The organism is Laedolimicola ammoniilytica, assembly GCF_025567165.1.
Taxonomy (GTDB): domain Bacteria; phylum Bacillota; class Clostridia; order Lachnospirales; family Lachnospiraceae; genus Laedolimicola; species Laedolimicola ammoniilytica.
Map to the genome: position 1 here is coordinate 100,569 of NZ_JAOQKC010000008.1, position 22,176 is coordinate 122,744.

The window sequence follows — 22,176 nt, forward strand, 5'->3', positions numbered from 1 at the left end:
AAAATATTCCAAATACGATACAAAAATTCGTGCGTTGCACAAGCGTGTTATCATGAAAAGTGTGAAGAGCAATATTTTACTAATTTTCAGGGGACTCTCATTCTATGTCATGTCCCTATGCACACGTTTATGCTAAGATAAAATCAGAAAACACAGCAGGAGGACTTCACCATGGAGCAGATAAAAACCGGAAAATTCATCGCGGAACTGAGAAAGGAAAAGGGCATGACCCAGGAGCAGCTTGGCGACAGATTGGGTGTCAATTCCCGCAGTGTCTCCCGCTGGGAAAATGGTCACGGAATGCCGGATATCTCATTGCTGCTTACTCTGGCAGATGTGCTGGGTGTGACAGTGCAGGAACTGCTGGAGGGAAGCAGGCGGGAAATAGAAAGTGGAAATGCCGGAGTCGTCACCTATGAGGGATTGCATACCGTAGTGCAGTATCTGAATCAGGAGCGGGCAGCCTGGAAGAAACAGATCGATTCCAGCCTGAAATTCAGTCTGTTTTGCGTAGGTGTGGCCACTGTCGGATATGTGGTTATGGAGCTGCTCCGGGCATACAGAGGAATAGATGGCGGCATCATCGATGGAGTTCTGTTTCTGATGCTGTGCGGTTTTATCCGCATCCTCCAGTGCCAGCGCATGAATAAAGATGAGTACAAGTTCACTACGGAGCAGCTGGAAAGCCTGATGGAAAATCAGTGCCCGAAAATGCACACGGCTCAAGAGATGCTGTACTTTCTGAAAAGCCGCCAGCAGCCGGAGCCGGACGAGAGTAAGTGCGAGAAGATTCTGAAAGCTATTGAAACGGAATTGAAGCCTGGCGAAGCCGTCGAACTGGTCACCCAGTATGGCGAATACACCCGAAACGCTCTCCCCATGATGTGGCACCCTGTCATCGCCTTCACCGATCACCGCATGATCATCGGAGGTGAGCGTCAGAAGGGCATGCTTATGGTAGAGTATGACACCGAAAGCTACGAAAAAGACGACATCCTTTCCAACCGTACCGAATGCGACGGCATCCAGTGGGAAATGATCATCGGCACAAAGCAGGCGGAGCTTCGGTTTACCATCAAAAAGAAACGGCAGTCACAGAAAGATAGAGAGAAAACGTCGGAAAAATAGAAGGAAACAGGGTTGTAAAAAGTTTTCGAAAAGGGAAAAATGCCGCAGGTTCCGCAAAAGAACCCGCGGTATTTTTTATTGGTGTAAAAGAATGATTGTTTAATCTGCCACCGCCATCTGCTTCACCCGCACAAACGCCTTATTCACCGCCGGAATCGCCAGTACAATCAGTGTAATGGCCGCCTCGCAGCCCAGATAAGAGCCGTTGTAGGCCAGGGAATAAACCGGGGCGCTCATACCGGATCCTTCCGCGTACATGCCGAAGAAAATCAGGCCGGACAGGAATGCGAAGAGGTAGCGGCCCAGGACGCCTACAATGTAGCCTTTCACAAGGCCATTTTTCTTGTTACAGAAGATACCGGACAGACCCAGTGCGCCGAAGGCCAGGATATAGTCCGTAATCATCTGGGGCAGGCTGATGATATAAGGATCGGAGATGAGCTGCAGCAGGCCGTAGGCCACGCCGGTCATAATACCGGCCCGCAGGCCGTACCAGTAACCGATACAGCAGATGAACAGCATGGAAAACAGAGTAACGGATCCGCCCATGGGAGCCTCAAAAAGCTTCAGGAAGGACGTGATCATGGCCAGGGCCATGGCAACGGCAGAAAAAACCAGGTGCTTCGTTTTCAATTTTGCCTTGTCTCCGGTGAGATAGCAGGCCAGGATCAGAAGAACCAGCATCAGGGCGACCAGGGCACCGTAACCCAGGCCCGTCAGGTTGTAGGTGGCGTTACCGTATTCGTCCACCAGTTTGGTAGCAAAAAGTGACATAAAAAAACCTCCTTAGGAATGAAAAAATTTCACAGGAGGGGATACAAAAGATGCTTCCTTACGCCGGTATTAACCGGTTCAAGTAATGAGGGTCAACACAGATGTGTATTCTCAGCCTTTGGCTCCCCTAGCTTTCGCTATGTGATTGATTTAAATATAGGGCAGACAGGGAAGAAAGTCAAGAGAAAACATTTTGCATTTTCGTGAAAAAGTACAGAAAAACATTTTGTATTTTCGTGAATAGCAGGAAGATTTGACAGGGACAAAGAAGGGGCTTATACTTGTAGAATATGAATCCATATGGAAGAGAACCCTGGTAGCCAAAGGTGAAACAGGGTCAAAGTATAAGAAACGGAGAATTCTATGAACCGAATACCAAACAATAAAAAAATCATTTTCATCCTGAGCGCCCTGTGCTGTCTGCTCATGGTGGCGGTCAACATCTATCAGCAGAAAACCTGGCGGGGCATGGACGTGATTCTGTTTATGGGGCAGAGCAATGTGAGCGGAGCGGGCGGCGACGCCTCGCAGGCACCGGAGCTGACAGAGGGAGCCGGGTATGAGTACCGGGCCGTGACCGATCCGGACAACCTGCATGTGCTGACGGAGCCCTTCGGCCAGAATGAGAATCGGGGAGCTCTGGATGATACGGATATCCTGGAGCGGAACGGCAGCATGGTGACGGCCTTTGTAAACGCCTATTATGAGAAAACTGGCGTTCCGGTGGTGGCCATTTCCGCGTCCCGGGGCAGCTCTTCCCTGAACGGATGGCTGAACAGCGGGCGGAAGGAAGAGGCGGCGGATCGCCTGAATGCGGCGAAGGAGTGCCTGAAAAAAGAAAAAATCCGGGCGCGTCACATTTACATGGTCTGGTTCCAGGGAGAGGCGGACGCGAATCTGGAGACGCCCGGGGATGAGTATCAGACCATGCTGCGGCAGCTGGTGGATGATATGGAGGAGCAGGGTGTGGAGGATTGCTTCCTGATTCAGCTGGGCCCGGATCTGACGGATCTGACCAGACACCAGGAGATTATGGACGCGCAGCTGCAGATTTGCGAGGAAAATGAGGATATCGTGCTGGTGTCCACCCTCCCGGCCGAGCTGACCGGGGCGGATATGAAGGACGAGGGGGGAATCCATTTTACACAGAAGGCTCTGAACCTTATCGGAGAGGACGCCGGAAAAAATGCGGGAGAGTATGTGAAAGAGCATGGAGCAGAGAAAGAATCTCAGTAAAAGCCTGTGGGAGCTGGCTATGCCGTTCCTGCTGTACGTGAGTTTGAATATGGCAATCCAGGCGGCCCTGGAGCTTTGTTTTTTCGAATTCTTCACAGCACCGGAGCATGCAGTCTGGGAGCTGGCTGTGGTCAATGGGATTGAAATACCAATTTTTTATAGAATGTATCGGGAAAGCTGTATCCGGGAGCAGTTGGAGGAGCCGGAACCGAAACGCGGCGGAAAAAACGCAGTCTGGAAAAGAAAGTCCCGGACAGGCCGCCTGCTTCTGGCGATTTTGGGCGGCCTCTTCCTGGGCCGGGGCATCAACCTGCTGATCGGCCTGACGCCGCTGCCGACCCTGTTTCCGGGCTATGAGACAGCCGCGGACAGCATGTATACAAGCAGCCTCCTGTCGCTTGTGGCAGCCAGCATGGTGACGGCGCCGATCCTGGAGGAGCTGCTGGTACGGGGCGTTCTGTACCGGAATCTAAAAGGGGTGCTTCAGAACCGCTATGCCGGCATGGCTTGCGCGTCCCTGCTTTTTGGCATTCTTCATGGGAATCTGGTGCAGGGGCTCTTCGCCTTTCTGATCGGCCTCTATCTGAACTGGATCTACGAGTCCGAAGGCTCCCTGCTACCGGCAATTCTGGCTCATGCGGCGGTGAACGCCTCTACCATTTTTCTGGAGAGGATGCCGGAGTGGCAGAATGTGCTTTATGGAAGTTTGCCGTTGTATCTGGCGGTGACAGCGGTGTGTCTGCTGGCTGGATTTGAAATATGGAAAAAATTTCCACTTTCAAAAGAAAAGTAAGGATGTAAGGAACGAAAAGCAGAGAATATCATAAAAATAGCGTAGAAATTATTGAGAAAAATGATATTTGAATTGTTCCTATAGTCCTCATTTCCAAAGAAAAAAGAGAAAACAAAGATGCAATTCAACGAAAAAGACGAAATTCACAAATAATCTGACAATAATACAAAAATTCACTCTTTACATCTGAAAAAAATCGTTGTATAGTACCAATAAAGTCAGAGCAGGACGCTGCACTGAAGAATAATAGTAATTGAAAATTCCAAACAAGCGAGTTCAAGGATCTGGAGGGATAGGTATGAGCCAACAGAGCAAGGGATTGTATGACCCGCGATTTGAGCACGATAACTGCGGTATCGGTGCAGTGGTCAACATCAAAGGATTGAAAAGTCACGAGACCGTGGCGAACGCATTGAAAATTGTAGAGAACCTGGAACACAGGGCCGGCAAAGACGCCGAAGGTAAGACTGGAGACGGAGTAGGAATCTTATTACAGATATCACATAAGTTCTTCTCCCAGGCAGTCAAACCTCTCGGCGTCTTTTTAGGTGAAGAAAGAGATTACGGTATCGGCATGTTCTTCTTCCCCCAGGATGAACTGAAGCGCAACCAGGCCCGGAAGATGTTCGAAATCATCGTAGAAAAAGAAGGGATGGAGTTCTTAGGATGGAGAGAAGTTCCCACCGTGCCGTCTGTCCTTGGCACCAAGGCGCTGGAGAAGATGCCGTGCATCATGCAGGGCTTCGTCAAACGTCCGGCAAACGTGGAAAAGGGACTGGACTTCGACCGGAAGCTTTATGTGGCCCGTCGGACCTTCGAGCAGTCCAACGACGACACCTACGTGGTATCCCTTTCCAGCAGAACTATCGTATACAAAGGCATGTTCCTGGTACATCAGCTGCGCTCTTTCTTCCAGGATCTGCAGGATGAAAATTACGAATCGGCCATCGCCATCGTACATTCCCGATTCAGTACCAACACGAATCCAAGCTGGGAGCGGGCGCATCCCAACCGTTTCATCGTACACAACGGCGAGATCAACACCATCCAGGGCAATGCAGACAAGATGCTGGCCCGGGAAGAGACTATGGAGTCCAGCCACCTGAAAAAAGACCTGAACAAGGTTCTTCCGGTGGTCAATGCCTCCGGTTCCGATTCCGCCATGCTGGATAACACCCTGGAGTTCCTGGTTATGAGCGGCATGGATCTTCCGCTGGCCGTCATGATTACCATTCCGGAGCCCTGGGATAACAATAAGGCCATGTCCCAGAAGAAGCGTGATTTCTATCAGTATTACGCTACCATGATGGAGCCCTGGGACGGCCCGGCCTCCATTCTGTTCAGCGATGGCGATGTGATGGGAGCGGTTCTGGACCGCAACGGCCTCCGTCCTTCCCGTTACTATATCACCACTGATGACGATCTGATTCTTTCCTCCGAGGTGGGAGTCCTGGACATCGACCCGACCAAGATCGTAGTCAAGGAGAGACTGCATCCGGGCAAAATGCTTCTGGTGGATACAGTCAAAGGCGAGGTGATCGACGACGAGCATCTGAAAGAGAAATACGCTTCCGCACAGCCCTACGGCGAGTGGCTGGACAGCAATCTGGTACAGTTAAAGGATCTGAAGATTCCCAATGAAAGAGTACCGGAGTTTTCCGCAGATGAACGCAGAAAACTGCAGAAGTCTTTTGGATACAACTACGAGGAATACCGTACCTCCATCCTGCAGATGGCCCAGAACGGAGCCGAGGGCATCGGAGCTATGGGTATTGACACCCCGCTGGCGGCATTGTCCGAGGAGCATCCGCCGCTTTTCAACTATTTCAAGCAGCGGTTCGCCCAGGTAACGAATCCGCCCATCGACGCCATCCGTGAGGAAATCGTCACTTCTACCACCGTGTATGTGGGCAAGGAAGGAAATGTGCTGGAGGAGACCCCGGAAAACTGCAGACTGCTTCGCATCAATCATCCGATTCTGACGAACACAGATATCCTGAAGATTAAGAGCATGAAGGTTCCGGGCTTCAAGGTGGAAGTGATTCCGATTACCTATTATAAAAATACCAGCCTGAAGAAGGCCATGGATCGTCTGTATGTGGAGGCGGACCGTGCTTACCGGGACGGCGCGAATATCCTGATTATCTCCGACCGGGGCGTGGATGAGAACCATGTGGCGATTCCGTCCTTGCTTGCGGTATCCGGACTGAACCAGCATCTGGTTACCACCAAGAAGCGTACTGGCGTGGCGTTAATTCTGGAGAGCGGCGAGCCTAGAGAGGTACATCATTTCGCAGCGCTTTTAGGCTACGGCGCCTGTGCTATCAACCCCTATCTGGCACAGGAGACCATCCGGGAACTGGTATCATGCAGGCTGCTGAATAAAGATTATTACGCAGCCGTAGACGATTATAACAGCGCGGTACTTCATGGCATTGTAAAAATCGCTTCCAAGATGGGTATTTCCACCATCCAGTCCTATCAGGGCTCCAAGATCTTCGAGGCCATCGGTATCGACAAGAATGTGGTGGACGAGTACTTCACCAATACCGTCAGCCGTGTGGGCGGCATCACTCTGGCAGACATCGAGAAACAGGCGGACGAGCTTCATTCCGCAGCCTTTGATCCCCTGGGACTGAACGTAGACCTGACTCTGGAGAGCGTGGGACGCCATAAGAGCAGAAGCGGCGGCGAGAAGCATCTGTACAACCCCCAGACCATCCATCTGCTGCAGGAGTCCACAAAGCGGGGCGACTACAAGATGTTTAAGGAATACACAGAGCTCATCAACGGGGAAAATAACCGCGGTTATCTCCGCAGATTGATGGACTTCAACTATCCGAAGAAGGGCGTGCCCATTGAGGAAGTAGAGAGCGTGGATTCCATCGTGACCCGGTTTAAGACCGGAGCCATGTCCTACGGATCTATTTCCCAGGAGGCCCATGAATGTCTGGCCATCGCCATGAATACTTTGCATGGCAAGTCCAACTCCGGTGAGGGCGGTGAAAGCCTGGAGCGTCTGGAAATCGGGCCGGACGGCCTGAACCGCTGTTCCGCCATCAAGCAGGTGGCTTCGGGACGTTTCGGCGTAACCTCCCGGTATCTGGTCAGCGCCAAAGAGCTGCAGATCAAGATGGCCCAGGGCGCGAAGCCCGGTGAGGGCGGCCATCTGCCGGGCGGAAAGGTGTACCCGTGGATCGCGAAGACCCGTCACTCCACGCCGGGCGTGAGCCTGATTTCCCCGCCGCCTCATCACGATATCTATTCCATCGAGGATTTGGCGCAGCTGATTTATGATTTGAAGAATTCCAACCGGGACGCGCGGATTTCCGTGAAGCTGGTTTCCGAAGCCGGCGTGGGAACGGTCGCAGCCGGTGTAGCCAAGGCCGGAGCCCAGGTTATCCTGATTTCCGGATACGACGGAGGTACCGGAGCGGCGCCCAGAAGCTCTATCCACAACGCGGGACTTCCCTGGGAGCTGGGACTGGCGGAGACACACCAGACCCTGATCATGAATGGCCTCCGGGGCCGTGTCCGCATTGAGACCGACGGCAAGCTGATGACCGGCGAGGACGTGGCCATTGCGGCTATGCTGGGAGCCGAGGAGTTCGGCTTCGCGACGGCTCCGCTGGTAACCATGGGCTGCGTCATGATGCGTGTCTGCAATCTGGATACCTGCCCGGTGGGCGTGGCTACCCAGAACCCGGAGCTGAGAAAACGGTTCCGCGGCAAGCCCGAATACGTCATCAACTTCATGCGCTTTATCGCGCAGGATCTCCGCGAATACATGGCGCGCCTGGGCGTGCGTACCGTGGATGAGCTGGTGGGCCGCTCCGACCTTCTGAAGGTACGCGAGGGACTGACTGGCCGTCAGGCGGAGATTGACTTAAGCAACATCCTGAATAACCCGTTCGCGGGCAAGGGCCAGAAGGTCATCTTTGACCCGAAGCTGGTCTACAACTTCGAGCTGGAGAAGACTCTGGATCAGAAGGTGCTGTTCAAGCAGCTTCTTCCCGCCCTGGAAAATGGTTCCAAACGCAGCATTGAGGTGGATGTAAAAAATACGGACCGTGCTTTCGGCACCATGTTCGGTTCCGAGATCACCAAGCGGTATCCGGAAGGCCTGGAAGAGGATGCCTTTACCGTGAAATGTAAGGGCGCGGGCGGACAGAGCTTCGGTGCCTTTATCCCCAGGGGTCTGACCCTGGAGCTGGAGGGCGACAGCAATGACTACTTCGGCAAGGGCCTGTCCGGCGGCAAGCTGGTAGTTTATCCGCCCAGAGGCGTGCATTACAGGCAGGATGAAAATATCATCATTGGAAATGTGGCCCTCTACGGCGCCACCAGCGGTAAGGCTTACATCAACGGCGTGGCCGGCGAGCGTTTCTGCGTCCGTAATTCCGGCGCGGTAGCAGTCGTCGAGGGCGTGGGCGACCACGGCTGCGAGTACATGACCGGAGGCCGGGTGGCTGTCATTGGCAAGACCGGCAAGAACTTCGCCGCAGGTATGAGCGGCGGCGTGGCCTATGTGCTGGATGAGGACAGAGACCTGTACACAAAGCTGAATAAGGACATGGTTCTGATTCAGGAAGTGACTGATAAATACGATGTGCTGGAGCTGAAGGGCATGATCGAGGATCATGTGGCTTACACCAATTCTGAGAAGGGCAAGGAAATCCTGAATAACTTTGGAGCTTATCTTCCGAAGTTTAAGAAGATTATTCCGCGGGATTACCAGAGAATGCTTATGACCATCGTTCAGATGGAGGAGAAGGGCTTAAGCAGCGAGCAGGCACAGATTGAAGCATTTTACGCAAACCAGCAGAAATAAGGAGGGGAGCATCATGGGAAAACCGACAGGATTTATGGAGTATGACCGGGTAAATCCAAAAGCCCAGTCTCCGAAGGAACGTATCAAGCATTTTAATGAATTCCATACCCCTCTTTCCAAAGAGGAGCAGGAAAAACAGGGAGCGCGCTGCATGGCATGCGGCGTCCCCTTCTGCCAGGCAGGCATGATGATCGGCGGCATGGCCTCCGGATGTCCGCTGCACAACCTGATTCCCGAGTGGAACGATTTGCTTTACATGGGCAACTGGGAGCAGGCCTACAAGCGCCTGAAGCGCACCAGCAGCTTTCCGGAGTTCACGGGCCGCGTGTGCCCGGCCCTCTGCGAGAAGGCCTGTACCTGCAACCTGAATGGCGATCCGGTGTCAACGAAGAGCAACGAGTTGGCCATCATCGAAAATGCCTACAAGGAGGGCTACGCCGTGCCGACGCCGCCCAAGAACCGTACCGGCAAGAAGATTGCGATTATCGGAAGCGGCCCCTCGGGACTGGCGGCAGCCGATCAACTGAACCACAGAGGACATTCTGTGACGGTCTTTGAGCGCTTCGACCGGGTAGGCGGACTTCTGCGCTATGGTATTCCGAACATGAAGCTGGAGAAGCACATCATCGACCGGAAGATCGATATGATGAAAGCCGAGGGCGTGGAGTTTGTAGTGAATACAGATGTGGGCAAGGACAAGAAGGCGGCGGAGATCCTGAAGGATTACGATCGCGTCATCCTGGCCTGCGGAGCCTCCAATCCCCGGGACATCAAGGTGCCGGGCAGAGAGCTGAACGGTATCTACTTCGCGGTAGATTTTCTGCGGGCTACCACCAAGAGCCTTCTGGATTCCAATTTCGCTGATAAGAAATTTATTTCCACCAAGGGAAAGAACGTCATGGTCATCGGCGGAGGCGACACCGGAAACGATTGCGTGGGAACATCCATCCGACTGGGCGCAAAATCCGTGATTCAGCTGGAGATGATGCCGAAGGCGCCGGACACCCGGACTCCGAACAACCCCTGGCCCGAATGGCCGAAGATCTGCAAGACCGATTACGGCCAGGAAGAAGCCATCGCCATGTTCGGTTCCGACCCGCGTATCTATACCACCACAGTCAAGGAGTTCGTCGGAGACAAGGCAGGCAATCTGAAGAAGGCGGTCTGCTGTAAGCTGGAAAGCAGAAAGGACGAGAAGACCGGCCGTATGATGATGGTGCCCATAGAGGGCAGCGAGTTCACCCTGGATGTGGACGTGGTACTGATCGCCGCAGGCTTCCTGGGCAGCCAGGACTACGTGACCAAGGCCTTTGGCGTGGAGGTCAATGCCAGAACCAACGTCAACACCGCTCCGGGCCAGTATAAGACCAACGTGGATCGTGTCTTCACCGCCGGAGATATGCACCGGGGCCAGTCTCTGGTTGTATGGGCCATCCGCGAGGGCCGGGAGGCCGCCTGCGCGGTGGATCTGGATCTGATGGGGTATACGAGCCTGCAGGTGCAGTAAATAAACATTGGGAGAAAGAGAAGCGTCAAAAACTTCTCTTTCTTTTTACGTTCTGATTTTAAATGAGAAAAATCTGCGGATTGGAAATTATGAGAAATGGATAATCAGAATCCTGAATTGACAAGGAAAATTTAACGCTATATAGTAAAGAATGGAATAAATTTTATTCCAAAGAATCAATGGAGGTAAAACAATGAAAAAAGTGATCGCTACAACCAATGCACCCGCAGCCATCGGCCCTTATTCCCAGGCCATCGAGTATAATGGTATGGTATACGCATCCGGCCAGATTCCGGTAAACCCGGCTACCGGCGAGGTAGAGTCTGACAACATCGAGGGTCAGGCAGAACAGTCCCTGAAGAATGTGGGAGCTATCTTAAAAGAGGCAGGTCTCGACTACAGCAACGTGATCAAGACCACCTGTTTCCTGGCAGACATCGCGGATTTTGCCAAGTTCAACGAGGTATACAGCCGCTATTTTAAGGAAGAGGCTCCGGCCAGATCCTGCGTGGCAGTGAAGGACCTGCCCAAGGGAGTTCTGTGCGAGGTCGAGGTTATCGCGGGAAGATAAAAATGAGATGAAAAAGGGAGCGCTGGGAGGCGCTTCCTTTTTTAAACAAAGCAGATGCAGAAAAGACAAAGTCAGACTCCGGGAATGAATTACTGTAGATTCATTCCCGGTTTTCGTTACGCCCCGCACAGCTCGCTGAGCGGATGAAAGGTATACCCCATCTCCTCCCACTTCGTCAATAGCTCGTCGAGAATCTCCCCATTGGTTTTCGAGGTATTGTGGAGCAGCACCACAGCGCCCGGGTGGACACGGGTCAGGAGCTTGTCGAAGGCCTGTTCGTGGGTGGGCTGGTCATCCTGCTTCCAGTCCACGTAGGCCAGGCTCCAGAAGAAGGTGTGGTAACCCAGTTCCTTCGCCATCTGCAGGTTCTTTTCGCTGTAAATGCCCTGGGGTGGCCGATAGTATTTCGAGATGGGCTCGCCGGTCACTTCCTGGTAAAGGGTTTCCAGGGATTCCAGCTCCTTCGAGAAGTCCGCTTCGGTACTGATTTTGGACATATCCGGATGATGGTAAGTGTGATTGCCCACCGTGTGTCCCTCGGCCAGCATCCGCTTCACCAGATCCGGGCTGGTCTCCAGGTAATGGCCCACCACGAAGAAGGTGGCGGGCGCGTCATGCTTCTTCAGGGCGTCCAGAATCGCAGGCGTATTGCCATTTTCAAAGCCGCAGTCGAAGGTCAGATAGAGCTTCTTTTCCGCCGTTTCTTCTATGTAATAAGCGTCATATTTTTTTAGCGTATTGGCAGAAACTGTACCGGTGGGCGGAGTGCCGGGTTCACCAAAGCCCAGTCCCCAGCTGGTGGAAGCTGCTCCGGATACAGGGAGTAGTGCAGCACTTCCGTCCGAAATGCGCGCGACGCCCTGACCGCCGAAATAGGCCAGGGTCAGAAGCAGGGCAATCCCGCACAGGCGCAGGAACAGGTGAGCAGACATGGAAGCGACAGGTTTCATAGGCGGACTCCTTCGACTTGTAGTTTTACAGTATATGTGAAAATCAGAAGGTATATGAACGCAGGATTGCGTTCACAGGAAACAGCATTTCACAGTTTTCCCATAATTTTCCCATAATCTGAACACAAAGTTCCGGTATGATAACAGCATCAACAGAAAAATAAAAGCATTGACGCCGGATGCGGAAGGCTTTCGGGGCGTAAATGGAGGTATAAGATTATGAAGTATGCGAAATTGTTGGCGATGGGTTGTGCTGTGGCATTGGCGACAGTGGGAATGACCGGTTGTACAAAGACAACGGCAGATAGCACACAGACGTCTGAGGCAGAAGAGAGCGAGAGCGTAACTGCGCAGGTGACAGCGGTAGACGGCAATACGGTGACGGCGGACCTGGGCGCGATGGCTGAAATGCAGGCGCCGGGCGATGGTCAGGCTCCGGGCGAGGCACCGGAAAAACCAGACGGCGAGGCTCCCAGTGGAGAAGCGCCGGAGAAGCCGGACGGAGAGAGTACAGACGGGGAAGCTCCGGAGAAACCGGATGGAGAGGCACCGAGCGGTGAGACTCCCGCAAAGCCGGATGGAGACAGCTCAGACAGCCAGGCGCCTTCGGATAATGGCAATGGAAACGGTGGCGTGCCAAACGGAGCCCCAGACGGCCAGGGTCAGGCACCGTCCATGTTCACCGCCTCCGGTGAAGCCATCACGTTTACCCTGACGGATGATACACAGATCACCGTAGAGCAGGGCAGTGAGACTACCGATGGAACTGTCGACGATATCAAGGAAGGCAGCATCCTGGAGCTGACCCTGGACGCGGATAACAATGCGCTGACTGTGATAGTGAAGAACGCGGGCGGCCCGGGTGCGGGAGGTAACGACGGCCCCGGCCAGGGCAGCGACGCTTCCAACGGAACGGCGGCCACGACGATAGATGCGGATACTACCGCAGATGGCGAGACCTACAGCTCCACCGGCGACGACGAGAACGCCCTCCGGGTGGACGGAGTCACCGCGACGTTAAGTAATATCACTGTTAATAAGACTGCCGGTTCCTCATCAAGCGCCGACAACGGCGATTTCTACGGCATGAACGCAGGACTGCTGGCCCAGAATGGAGCCACCGTTACCATAAAAAATGCCACGGTGAATACCGGTGTGAAGAACGGCAACGGCATATTTAGCTACGGAACCGGAACCACGGTCAATATTTCTGATTCCACCATCCGTACTACCGGCGACTGCTCCGGCGGCATTCAGACCACCGGCGGCGGAACCACCAACGCAGCCAATCTGGATGTGGAAACCCAGGGAAACTCTTCCGCAGCCATTCGTAGTGACCGGGGCGGCGGGACTGTGAATGTAAATGGCGGCAGCTATGTGACCAACGGCACCGGAAGTCCGGCAGTCTACAGTACTGCGGACGTCAGCGTATCCGACGCAACACTGATTGCCAACAACAGCGAAGCCGTGGTCGTAGAGGGCAAGAATTCCGTCTCCCTGACAGACTGCAACGTGACCGGTAACATGACCGGTACCTATCAGGACGACAGCGAAAATATTCACAATATCATGATTTATCAGAGTATGTCGGGAGACGCGGAGGTAGGAAAGGCTAACTTTACCGCAGAGGGCGGCAGCATCACAGCGAAGAGCGGCGATATGTTCTATGTGACCAACACGGACTGTACCATTTCCCTGAAGGATGTGGCCTTCAAGCTGGCCAATGAGGTATTCTTAAGAGTCGAGGGAAATTCCTCCGGCAGAGGCTGGGGACAGGAAGGCTCCAATGGTGGAGACGTGGTTTTGAACGCGGAGAAGCAGAGGATCGAGGGCCAGATTCTGGTGGATGAAATCTCCAGTCTGAAGCTGAACCTGACAGATGGCAGCGGCTTTACCGGCTGTATCAATCCGGACGGCGCAGAGGGCACCGTAGACGTGACCTTAAGTAAGGACTCCACCTGGACGCTGACCGGCGACAGCTACGTGAGCAGCTTCACCGGCAGCACGGATAACATTACTGCAAACAGTTACCATCTCTACGTGGATGGCGAGCAGGTGCTGTAAACCCGCTCGATGTGCATGGCCAGATAGCCGATCTCCATCTCGTCGAAGGTAAGACCGGTGGAAGCGGCCAGGCGATCGCAGACAGAGGTGGCCAGGGCGTAGGATTTGGGAAATTTAATAGACATATAGTCGTTCATATTCACCTTCAGATCTTCGCCGGTGACACCCCGGGCGACCATGTATTTGATATGATTCATGAGACGATTGTAGGCAAGGGAGAGTACGTCGATGTGCTCTCCTGTTTCCTGCTCCAGCATGTCAACGCACTCCCGGACGGCCTGTGCGGTCTGCATGGCCATGGAAATTTTTTCATCCTCGATGGCGGAGTGGATGTGGAGAGCCACGTAGCCCACCTCGTGGTCGTCGAGGGAGAGACCCAGACGATCGCGGAACAGATCCTTGATAAGGAGAGCCGTTTTAAATTCACTGTGGAACAGGGTGCGGATGTCGTCGGTCAGAGGATTGCTGATCTGTTCGCCGTTCCGGACCCGGGAGGCTGCGAAGGACAGATGATCGGCCAGGGGCAGCATGACCCGGCGATCCACGGTGCCGAAGCGGCTTTCGGCTTCCCGCATAACCGCGTCGGCCATCTCGATAAATTCCGGAGCCACATTCTGGGCCAGAGATTTCGCGGAACCCCGTTCCGTATCATCTGCCAGCCGGTACATGGATATCCCATCCGGCTTCTCAAACCGCTCCGAGACCTTCTTCCCGAAGCCAAGCCCCTTTCCCAGCAATACATATTCCTGATTATCTTCCATATCAATGGCGATGACACCGTTATTATTCAAAACTCTGCTCACCCGATACATAATTGAATCTCCCCCATAAGTGATATTAAAATTATGGTATCAAATAGGGAGAAAAAAGTAAAGAGAAGATAAAAAATACTTGACTTTCCCATAAATCATGTTGTATACTCATTTTGCATTAAGTGTGTAACTGTTCGGCAGGCATTAACTTGGCATAGATATCACAAATATTTTTGTATGTTTATGGAGGGTTATTGTCTTTTTTTTGTGCCCAAAATCCGGTTATCCGGAGAATCGGGATTTTGCCGCACAGAGGAATAAGCTCTTGCATAAACGTCAAAAATAAGATTGCATTTCAAGGAGAGAGAAAACAATGAAAGACAAGATTTTTGGCGTATTGCAGCGGGTGGGACGCTCCTTCATGCTTCCCATCGCCATTCTTCCAGTAGCGGGTCTGCTGCTGGGTATCGGTAGTTCTTTTACCAATGAGACCACCATTGCCACCTATGGTTTGACCGCCATCCTGGGCAAAGGTACCATATTAAATTCCCTGTTAATTATCATGAATCAGGTGGGCAGCGCCGTGTTCAATAACCTGCCGCTGATCTTCGCCGTGGGCGTAGCTATCGGTATGGCCCACAAGGAGAAAGAAGTATCCGCCCTTTCCGCGCTGATTGCCTTCTTCGTTATGAATACTGCCATCAACGCCATGCTGCAGGTCAACGGTAAGATCCTGGCCGACGGCACCATTTCCGCGGACGTGCTGGAAGGAACCATCACTTCTGTGTGCGGCATCCAGTCTCTGCAGATGGGCGTCTTCGGCGGTATCATCGTAGGCCTTGGCGTAGCGGCTCTGCACAACCGCTTCCATATGATTGAGCTGCCGAACGCTTTATCCTTCTTTGGCGGCTCTCGTTTCGTTCCGATTATCTCTACGGTAGTATACATGTTCGTCGGCATCCTGATGTACTTCGCATGGCCGGTGGTACAGAACGGCATCTATGCTCTGGGCGGTCTGGTAACCGGCAGCGGCTACATCGGAACCCTGATCTTCGGTATCATCAAGCGTGCGCTGATTCCCTTCGGCCTGCATCACGTATTCTACATGCCCTTCTGGCAGACTGCAGTGGGAGGCACCATGGAAGTGGCAGGACAGATGGTACAGGGCGGCCAGAATATCTTTTTCGCACAGCTTGCTGATTCCGCTCATGTGGCACACTTCAGTGCAGATGCAACCCGTTACTTCTCCGGAGAGTTCATTTTTATGATCTTTGGTCTGCCGGGCGCGGCTTTGGCCATGTACCGCTGTGCAAAGCCGGAAAAGAAGAAGCAGGCAGGCGGTCTTCTGCTGTCCGCAGCACTGGCATGTATGTTCACCGGAATCACAGAGCCCCTGGAGTTCTCCTTCCTGTTCGTAGCGCCGGCCCTGTTCGTGGTACAGGTCATTCTGGCTGGTTCCGCCTATATGATCGCGCATATGCTGAACGTGGCCGTAGGCCTGACCTTCTCCGGCGGCTTCCTGGATCTGTTCCTGTTCGGAATCCTGCAGGGAAATGAGAAGACCAGCTGGCTTCGCATCATCCCGGTGGGCATCATTTATTTCATTTTGTATTACGCCATTTTCACCTTCCTGATCAAGAAGTTTGACTTCAAGACCCCGGGACGTGAAGACGACGATGAGGAGACCAAGCTGTACACAAAAGCAGATGTAAACGCGAAAAACGCAGCAAATACAACAACTTCCACATCCACCGACCCGGTCAGCGAGACCATTACCAGAGGTCTGGGCGGAAAAGCCAACATCACCGGTGTAGACTGCTGCGCTACCAGACTCAGACTGACCGTAGCAGATTCTTCCAAAGTAAATGAGGCCCTGATCAAAAGCACCGGCTCCCGCGGTATCATCATCAAGGGACAGGGCGTTCAGATCATCTACGGCCCCCAGGTAACCGTCATCAAGGCAAAGCTGGAGACCTACCTGGAAACCGCGCCGGACACCTTCGAGGAGGAGAACGTGGCAGAGACCACCGACACAGCATCCACCACAGAAGCAGCAACCGAAAAGGCAGCGCCCACAGAAGAAAAAGTAGTCTCTACCACCATCATTTCCAGCCCCATTACCGGCCTGGCCACCGCCATCGAGAATGTACCGGACGAAGGCTTCGCAGGCAAAATGATGGGTGACGGCGCAGCCGTAACTCCCGAAGATGCCACCATCTGCGCGCCGGAAGACGGCGAGGTAGTTTTCGTATTTGATACCAAGCATGCCATCGGCTTCCAGACCGACAGCGGAGTAGCCCTGCTCCTTCACATCGGTATCGACACCGTAAACCTGAACGGCGAGGGCTTCCAGGTCTTCGTAGAGAACGGCCAGAAGGTTAAGAAGGGCGAGCCCCTCATGAAGATCGACATCGATTTCCTGAAGAGCCACGCACCCTCCCTCTGCTCCCCGGTGCTCTGCACCGAACTTACTCCGAACCAGCGTATCCGCCAGATCGGAGATGGCGAGATCAAAGCAGGCGAGCCTCTGTTCGTAGTGGAGACCCTGGCGTAACCCATTTTCAATAATATAGAAAAACGATCCACCCCGCAGAACAATACGTCTAATCTCATCAATGACGTATATCCCTGCCGGGACAAAAAGCTTCCCCTGTGAGAACGTTAGCTCATTTTCCGTAGGGACGAGCAGGCTGGCAGCACCTGAAGGAGCCTCTGTTTGAGGCCGAAGGCCGAGTTAGGCGGTCAGGTGCGTATAAGCCGCCTGCGAGGAGTAGGAAAATGTGCGTGTTCTCACAGGGGAAGCTTTTTGCCCCGGCAGTACGTAACCTAGGCGTGTTCCCACAGAGGAATATTTTTCTGTCCCAGCAGCACACAACATGAAAAAAAATGCATCTCCCAGTTGAAAAAACACGATTTATGTTCTATAGTAATAATAATACGGAATTTTCTACACTAAAGTAACGCATCAAAGGGGAGATGAAAAAATGAACTTAAATTTAGCAGTCATATCCGGCGACGGCATCGGGCCGGAGGTCGTGCGAGAGGCAAGAAAAGTCCTTGACCGCATCGCAGAAAAATACGGACACGAAATTCATTACACCGATCTCTTGATGGGCGGCGCATCCATCGACGTCCACGGCGTCCCGCTCACCGACGAAACCATCGAAATCGCCAAAAGCAGCGACGCAGTCCTCATGGGATCCATCGGCGGCAACGCAGCCACCTCACCATGGTACAAACTCCCGGCAGATCGCCGTCCCGAAGCAGGTCTCTTAAAGCTTCGTAAATCCTTAGGTCTCTTCGCAAACCTGCGCCCGGCCATCCTCTACAAAGAGCTCCAGGATGCCTGCCCGCTTCGCAAAGACATCAGCGACAAAGGTTTCGACCTGATGATTATGCGCGAGCTGACCGGAGGACTCTACTTCGGAGCCAGAGAGACCAAAGAAGTAGACGGCGTCATGACCGCCATCGATACCCTGACCTATAACGAAAATGAAATCCGTCGCATCGCCAGGCGCGCCTTCGACATCGCAGGCAAGAGAAGAAAGAAAGTCTGCAGCGTAGACAAGGCCAACGTCCTGGACTCCTCCAGACTCTGGAGAAAAGTCGTGGAAGAAGTGGCGAAAGAATACCCGGACGTAGAACTGACCCATATGCTGGTAGACAACTGTGCCATGCAGTTAGTCAAAGACCCGGCCCAGTTCGACGTCATCCTGACCGAGAACATGTTCGGCGACATCCTCTCCGATGAAGCCAGCATGGTAACCGGTTCCATCGGAATGCTGGCCAGTGCCAGTCTGAACGACAGCAAGTTCGGACTCTACGAGCCCAGCGGCGGTTCCGCTCCGGATATCGCGGGACAGAATATCGCAAATCCGATTGCCACGATCCTGTCCGCAGCTATGATGCTGCGTTACAGTTTCGATCTGGACAAAGAGGCGGATGCTATCGAGCAGGCAGTTTCTCAGGTACTGGCCGAGGGTTACCGCACCGGCGATATTATGTCCGAGGGCTGCAAGAAGGTAGGCACCACCGAGATGGGCGACCTGATCGCAGAGAGAGTATAATACATATTTATTATAGAAGGAGAACGAAAAAATGAGAAGTGACGCAGTAAAAGTAGGCATGCAGCAGGCGCCTCACCGCAGCCTGTTCAACGCACTGGGACTGACGGAAGAAGAGATGAAGAAGCCACTGGTCGGGATCGTAAGTTCCTATAATGAAATCGTACCGGGTCATATGAACCTGGATAAAATCGTAGAAGCCGTAAAGCTTGGTGTCGCCATGGGCGGCGGTACTCCCATTGTATTTCCGGCCATTGCAGTCTGCGACGGCATCGCCATGGGCCATGTGGGCATGAAGTATTCCCTGGTAACCCGTGACTTGATTGCCGACTCCACCGAGTGTATGGCCATGGCCCATCAGTTTGACGCCCTGGTTATGGTACCGAACTGTGACAAGAACGTTCCGGGACTTCTGATGGCGGCAGCCCGCATCAACGTGCCCACCATCTTTGTCAGCGGCGGCCCCATGCTGGCAGGCCATGTACACGGCCAGAAGCGCAGCCTTTCCAGCATGTTCGAGGCGGTAGGCTCCTACGCAGCCGGAACCATGACCGAGGACGATGTGAAAGAATTCGAGGCAAAGGTTTGTCCCACCTGCGGTTCCTGCTCCGGTATGTACACGGCGAACAGCATGAACTGCCTGACCGAGGCGTTGGGTATGGGCCTTCCGGGAAATGGAACCATCCCGGCCGTCTACTCCGAGCGTATCAAGCTTGCAAAGCACGCAGGTATGCAGGTCATGGAGCTGTGGAGAAAGAACATCCGTCCCCGGGACATCATGACAAAAGAAGCGTTCCTGAACGCCCTGACCGTAGATATGGCCCTTGGCTGCTCCACCAACAGCATGCTGCATCTGCCGGCCATCGCCCATGAGGCAGATGTGGATCTGAATATGGAGATCGCCAATGAGATGAGTGCCAAGACCCCGAACCTCTGCCATCTGGCGCCTGCAGGCCCCACCTACATGGAAGACCTGAACGAGGCGGGTGGCGTCTATGCAGTCATGAACGAGTTAAATAAGAAGAACCTGCTGAATACAGAACTGATTACCGTCACCGGCAAGACCGTCGGCGAGAACATCAGGCCTTGCGTCAACCGCAATCCGGAGGTCATCCGACCTATTGAGAATCCCTACAGTGAGATCGGCGGCATCGCTGTCCTGAAGGGCAACCTGGCTCCGGATACTGGCGTGGTTAAGCGCTCCGCAGTGGTACCGGAAATGATGGTCCATGAGGGACCGGCCCGCGTCTTCGACTGTGAAGAGGATGCCATCGCAGCCATCAAGGGCGGCAAGATCGTGGCAGGCGACGTGGTTGTCATCCGCTACGAGGGACCGAAGGGCGGCCCGGGCATGAGAGAGATGCTGAACCCGACCTCCGCCATCGCAGGTATGGGTCTCGGATCCACTGTAGCCCTGATTACTGACGGCCGTTTCAGCGGCGCGTCCAGAGGCGCGTCCATCGGACACGTATCCCCGGAGGCAGCCGTAGGCGGACCCATTGCACTGGTAGAAGAGGGCGACCGCATCCTCATCGACATCCCGAACAACAAGCTGGAGGTTCTGGTATCCGACGAGGAGCTGGCAGCCAGAAAGGCAAAATGGCAGCCGCGTGAGCCGAAGGTCACCACAGGATACCTGGCGCGCTACGCAAAAATGGTAACTTCCGGAAACAGAGGAGCTATCCTGGAGAAATAGTTTAGCCATACGTTTGTATGGGCAGACTTTATGCTTGCATAAGAATCTGCCCTGGCGCGGGCTAAATGTACGAATTAATATGAATAAAGGGGAGAGCAAATATGGAACTGACAGGAGCACAGATCTTAGTAGAATGTCTCAAAGAGCAGGGCGTAGACACCGTCTTCGGATACCCGGGCGGAGCCATTCTGAACGTATACGATGAATTATATAAGCACAGCGATGAGATTCGTCATATTCTGACATCTCATGAACAGGGCGCGTCCCACGCGGCGGATGGATATGCCAGGGCCACCGGCAAGGTAGGCGTATGTCTTGCTACATCCGGTCCGGGAGCCACGAACCTGGTCACCGGTATCGCCACCGCCTACATGGATTCCGTCCCCATAGTAGCCATCACCTGTAACGTAGGCAAGGGCCTGCTGGGAAGAGATTCCTTCCAGGAGGTCGATATCTCCGGTATCACCATGCCGATCACCAAGCATAATTTTATCATCAAGGACGCGGAAGCATTGGCTCCGGCCCTTCGCAAGGCCTTTGACATTGCCAGAAGCGGCCGTCCGGGCCCGGTTCTGGTGGATATTACCAAGAACGCCACGGCAGATAAGACGGAATACGAGTACAAGAAGCCAGTGATGCCCGAACGGGTAACCGAGACCATCAGGAACGAGGACATTGAGAAGGCCCTGGAAATGATTCAGGAAGCAAAGCGTCCGTTCATTTTCGTGGGTGGCGGTTCCGTCATCTCCGGCGCATCCGAGGCGGTAAATACCTTTGCCCATAAGGTTCATGCTCCGGTCTGTGATTCCCTGATGGGAAAAGGCGCGTTTAATGGCACGGATCCGCTGTACACCGGCATGCTGGGCATGCACGGCACCAAGTCGTCCAACTTTGGTGTGGCTCACTGCGACCTGCTGATCACCCTGGGCGCGCGTTTCAGCGACCGTGTCACCGGCGACACCAGCCGGTTTGCAAAGAAAGCAAAGATTCTCCAGATCGACATCGATCCGGCGGAGATCAACAAGAATGTCCTGGTAAGCGGCAGCGTCATTGGCGATGTGAAGTCTGTTCTGGATATCCTGAACGAAAAGCTCCCGGATATGAAGCATGAAGACTGGATAGAAGAGGTAGAAGCCCTGAAGAATCAATACCCGCTGAAAGTCGACAACGACCGTCTGACCGGCCCCTATGTAGTAGAGGAGCTGTATCGCGTGACAAAAGGCGACGCCATCGTCACCACAGAAGTAGGTCAGAACCAGATGTGGGCGGCACAGTATTATAAGTATAAGGAGCCGAGAACTTTCCTGACCTCCGGTGGCCTGGGAACCATGGGCTATGGCCTGGGAGCCAGTATCGGAGCGAAGCTGGGCCGTCCGGACAAGACGGTTGTCAATGTGGCGGGCGACGGCTGCTTCCGTATGAATATGAATGAGATTGTCACAGCAGCCCGTTATAACGTACCGATTATCCAGTTAGTGCTGAATAACCATGTACTTGGCATGGTGCGCCAGTGGCAGAGCCTGTATTACGGACAGCGTTATTCCGCAACGGTGCTGGACGACCAGCTGGATTTTGTAAAGCTGGCAGAGGCCATGGGCGCAGTCGGCATGCGTGTAACGAAGAAAGAAGAAGTAGCTCCGGCGCTGGAGAAGGCCATTGCATTAGGCCGTCCGGTGGTTCTGGAGTGCGTCATCGACAGCGATGACAAGGTATTCCCGATGATGTCTCCGGGAGCCCCGCTGGAGGAAACCTTCGACGCGGATGATTTAAATCAGAAATAAGACATCAAAAAACGAGTGGAGTAAAAAGT

General features: G+C 53.6%; 14 protein-coding genes and 1 riboswitch. Of the genes, 11 read left to right on the forward strand and 3 right to left on the reverse strand.

Annotated features, from left to right (window positions below; genetic code table 11):
- Positions 1–171 precede the first annotated feature (171 nt).
- Complete coding sequence (locus OCV63_RS07660) at positions 172–1,128, forward strand: helix-turn-helix domain-containing protein (protein ID WP_158363261.1); 957 nt, start codon at positions 172–174, stop codon at positions 1,126–1,128.
- Between the two features lie 99 nt (positions 1,129–1,227).
- Here the strand turns inward: OCV63_RS07660 and thiT are convergent, their stop codons facing one another.
- Positions 1,228–1,902 (reverse strand): energy-coupled thiamine transporter ThiT, encoded by a 675-nt coding sequence (gene thiT / locus OCV63_RS07665; protein WP_158363262.1) that lies wholly within the window; start codon positions 1,900–1,902, stop codon positions 1,228–1,230.
- A 38-nt stretch (positions 1,903–1,940) separates the two neighbouring features.
- Positions 1,941–2,041, reverse strand: a riboswitch (TPP riboswitch).
- Between the two features lie 224 nt (positions 2,042–2,265).
- On the opposite strand from thiT, the gene OCV63_RS07670 reads away from it, so the two are divergent.
- The 5 genes from OCV63_RS07670 (at position 2,266) to OCV63_RS07690 (ending at position 10,840) form a co-directional block, all read left to right on the forward strand.
- Positions 2,266–3,138, forward strand: coding sequence for a sialate O-acetylesterase (locus OCV63_RS07670; RefSeq protein WP_158363263.1), 873 nt, complete (start codon positions 2,266–2,268; stop codon positions 3,136–3,138).
- Complete coding sequence (locus OCV63_RS07675) at positions 3,113–3,931, forward strand: CPBP family intramembrane glutamic endopeptidase (protein ID WP_158363264.1); 819 nt, start codon at positions 3,113–3,115, stop codon at positions 3,929–3,931. Before OCV63_RS07670 ends, OCV63_RS07675 begins: the two co-directional genes overlap by 26 nt.
- A 298-nt stretch (positions 3,932–4,229) precedes the next feature.
- Positions 4,230–8,762 (forward strand): glutamate synthase large subunit, encoded by a 4,533-nt coding sequence (gene gltB, locus OCV63_RS07680; RefSeq protein WP_158363265.1) that lies wholly within the window; start codon positions 4,230–4,232, stop codon positions 8,760–8,762.
- 13 nt (positions 8,763–8,775) lie between these two features.
- Positions 8,776–10,269 carry a glutamate synthase subunit beta gene (locus OCV63_RS07685; protein WP_158363266.1) on the forward strand — a complete coding sequence of 498 codons (1,494 nt, stop codon included), beginning with the start codon at positions 8,776–8,778 and terminating at the stop codon, positions 10,267–10,269.
- A 193-nt stretch (positions 10,270–10,462) separates the two neighbouring features.
- On the forward strand, positions 10,463–10,840 hold the full coding sequence (locus OCV63_RS07690; RefSeq protein ID WP_158363267.1) for a RidA family protein: 378 nt from the start codon (positions 10,463–10,465) through the stop codon (positions 10,838–10,840).
- Positions 10,841–10,956: 116 nt separating this feature from the next.
- On the opposite strand, the gene OCV63_RS07695 is transcribed toward OCV63_RS07690, so the two are convergent.
- The gene (locus OCV63_RS07695; RefSeq protein ID WP_262670707.1) at positions 10,957–11,790 is read right to left on the reverse strand and encodes a delta-lactam-biosynthetic de-N-acetylase; all 834 of its coding nucleotides are present in this window, start codon (positions 11,788–11,790) and stop codon (positions 10,957–10,959) included.
- A gap of 219 nt (positions 11,791–12,009) precedes the next feature.
- Between OCV63_RS07695 and OCV63_RS07700 the strand changes: the two genes are divergently transcribed.
- Entirely contained in the window at positions 12,010–13,854 is a 1,845-nt protein-coding gene (locus OCV63_RS07700) for a hypothetical protein (RefSeq protein WP_158363268.1), read from the forward strand.
- Here the strand turns inward: OCV63_RS07700 and OCV63_RS07705 are convergent.
- The gene (locus OCV63_RS07705; protein ID WP_158363269.1) at positions 13,827–14,666 is read right to left on the reverse strand and encodes a PRD domain-containing protein; all 840 of its coding nucleotides are present in this window, start codon (positions 14,664–14,666) and stop codon (positions 13,827–13,829) included. The genes OCV63_RS07700 and OCV63_RS07705 overlap by 28 nt on opposite strands.
- 313 nt (positions 14,667–14,979) lie before the next feature.
- Here OCV63_RS07705 and OCV63_RS07710 point away from each other — a divergent pair, with 313 nt between their 5' ends.
- The 4 genes from OCV63_RS07710 to ilvB all read left to right on the forward strand — a co-directional run bounded on the left by OCV63_RS07710 (position 14,980) and on the right by ilvB (position 22,147).
- On the forward strand, positions 14,980–17,160 hold the full coding sequence (locus tag OCV63_RS07710) for a PTS sugar transporter subunit IIABC (RefSeq protein ID WP_158363270.1): 2,181 nt from the start codon (positions 14,980–14,982) through the stop codon (positions 17,158–17,160).
- A gap of 430 nt (positions 17,161–17,590) precedes the next feature.
- The gene (gene leuB / locus OCV63_RS07715) at positions 17,591–18,673 is read left to right on the forward strand and encodes a 3-isopropylmalate dehydrogenase (protein ID WP_158363271.1); all 1,083 of its coding nucleotides are present in this window, start codon (positions 17,591–17,593) and stop codon (positions 18,671–18,673) included.
- Between the two features lie 31 nt (positions 18,674–18,704).
- A complete protein-coding gene (ilvD, locus tag OCV63_RS07720; RefSeq protein WP_158363272.1) occupies positions 18,705–20,366 on the forward strand; it encodes a dihydroxy-acid dehydratase in 1,662 nt (553 codons plus the stop codon).
- A 101-nt stretch (positions 20,367–20,467) separates the two neighbouring features.
- Positions 20,468–22,147, forward strand: coding sequence for a biosynthetic-type acetolactate synthase large subunit (gene ilvB, locus OCV63_RS07725; protein WP_158363273.1), 1,680 nt, complete (start codon positions 20,468–20,470; stop codon positions 22,145–22,147).
- Positions 22,148–22,176 lie beyond the last annotated feature (29 nt).